General features: G+C 66.7%; 3 protein-coding genes. All 3 read left to right on the plus strand.

Annotated elements, in window-relative coordinates:
* The coding region (locus ACEN88_RS31555; protein WP_413346085.1) for a PDZ domain-containing protein at positions 1-168 on the plus strand (168 nt) is incomplete at its 5' end.
* A 51-nt stretch (positions 169-219) separates the two neighbouring features.
* A complete protein-coding gene (locus tag ACEN88_RS31560) occupies positions 220-882 on the plus strand; it encodes a response regulator (RefSeq protein ID WP_056136559.1) in 663 nt (220 codons plus the stop codon).
* A gap of 10 nt (positions 883-892) precedes the next feature.
* Positions 893-1,448: sensor histidine kinase N-terminal domain-containing protein (locus tag ACEN88_RS31565; RefSeq protein WP_413346084.1), on the plus strand; the 556-nt coding region annotated here is incomplete at its 3' end.

The raw sequence follows: 1,448 nt of genomic DNA on the forward strand, positions 1-1,448 counted from the left end.
TTCATGCTGGCCGGCGTGCAGCCGGGCGACGTCGTGCTGGCCGTGAACGGCAAGCCGGTGGCGTCGGTGGCCCAGGTGCGCGACGTGGTGAAGAAGTCCGCCAAGTCGGTGGCCTTGCTGGTTCAGCGCGGGGATGAGAAGATCTTCATCCCGGTGCCGATCAGCTGATGGATCGTGAAGTCTGATATCGGCACTGGTTTCTGAGAATCGGGGGATTGGATGCGGCTGCTGCTGGTGGAAGACGATACGATGATCGGCGAAGTAGTGCTCGACCTGCTGAGGGCCGAGCACTACGCCGTCGACTGGGTCAAGGATGGCGAGATGGCCGACACGGCCCTCATGCAGAACCAGAACTACGACCTCGTCGTGCTCGACCTGGGCCTGCCCCGCAAGGACGGGCTCGAGGTCTTGCGTGCGATGCGCGCCCGCAAGGACCGCACGCCGGTGCTGGTCGCCACGGCGCGCGACGCCGTCTCCCAGCGTATCGCCGGGCTCGATGCCGGCGCGGACGACTACGTCCTCAAACCCTACGATCTCGACGAACTGCTGGCGCGCATCCGCGCGCTGCTGCGGCGCGCCGCCGGGCGCGCCGAACCCATTTTCGAGTACAAGAACATCGCCGTGAATCCCGCCACGCGCGAAGTGCTGGTCGACGGCCAGCCGGTCGTGCTGTCGGCGCGCGAATGGGCCGTGCTGGAAGCGCTCGTCGCGCGTCCCGGCGCCGTGCTGTCGCGCGCCCAGCTCGAGGAAAAGCTGTACAGCTGGCGCGACGAAGTATCCAGCAATGCGGTCGAGGTCTATATCCACGGCCTGCGCAAGAAGCTGGGCAGCGACTTGATCCAGAACGTGCGCGGCGTGGGCTACATGGTCCCGAAGGTGTGAAGGCTTCCTTATGAAAGTCCGGGTCACGCATTCCCTGCGCGGGCGACTGCTGTGGTTCCTGCTGGCGGCGATCACCATCGCGGCCGTCGCGCAGGCGTCCATCGCGTATCGCACCGCCCTCAACGACGCCGACCAGATCTTCGACTACCACATGCAGCAGATGGCGCTGTCGCTGCGTTCGCGCGTGCCGCTGACGAGCACCGAGAACGCCGACGCCGACACCCCGATCAGCGGCAACGACGACCTCGTCGTGCAGGTGTGGTCGCCGGACGGTGTGCGCGTGTTCCGCAGCGCGTCGCACGCGCACCTGCCGCAGCGCGCCGTGCTGGGCTTTTCCAACGTGCGCGCGAACGGCACGACGTACCGCATCTTTTCGATCCAGACCGATAACCAGACCGTGCAGGTCGCGCAGGATCTCGCCGTGCGCCGCAGCATGGCCAGCAATCTCGCGCTGCGCACGCTGGGTCCGATCGCCGTCATGATGCCGATCCTGATGCTGGTCGTGTGGTGGGTCGTCAGCGGCTCGCTGGAACCTGTCGCGCGCGTGCGCAAGCAGGTGGCGTCGC

The sequence above is a fragment of the Massilia sp. CT11-108 genome (assembly GCF_047302915.1).
Taxonomy (GTDB): Bacteria; Pseudomonadota; Gammaproteobacteria; order Burkholderiales; family Burkholderiaceae_D; genus Telluria; species Telluria orientalis.

What these genes read in the sequence shown, in the direction of transcription:
- ACEN88_RS31560 (WP_056136559.1), top strand. Translation starts at nt 220, where the DNA reads ATGCGGCTGCTGCTGGTGGAAGACGATACGATGATCGGCGAAGTAGTG.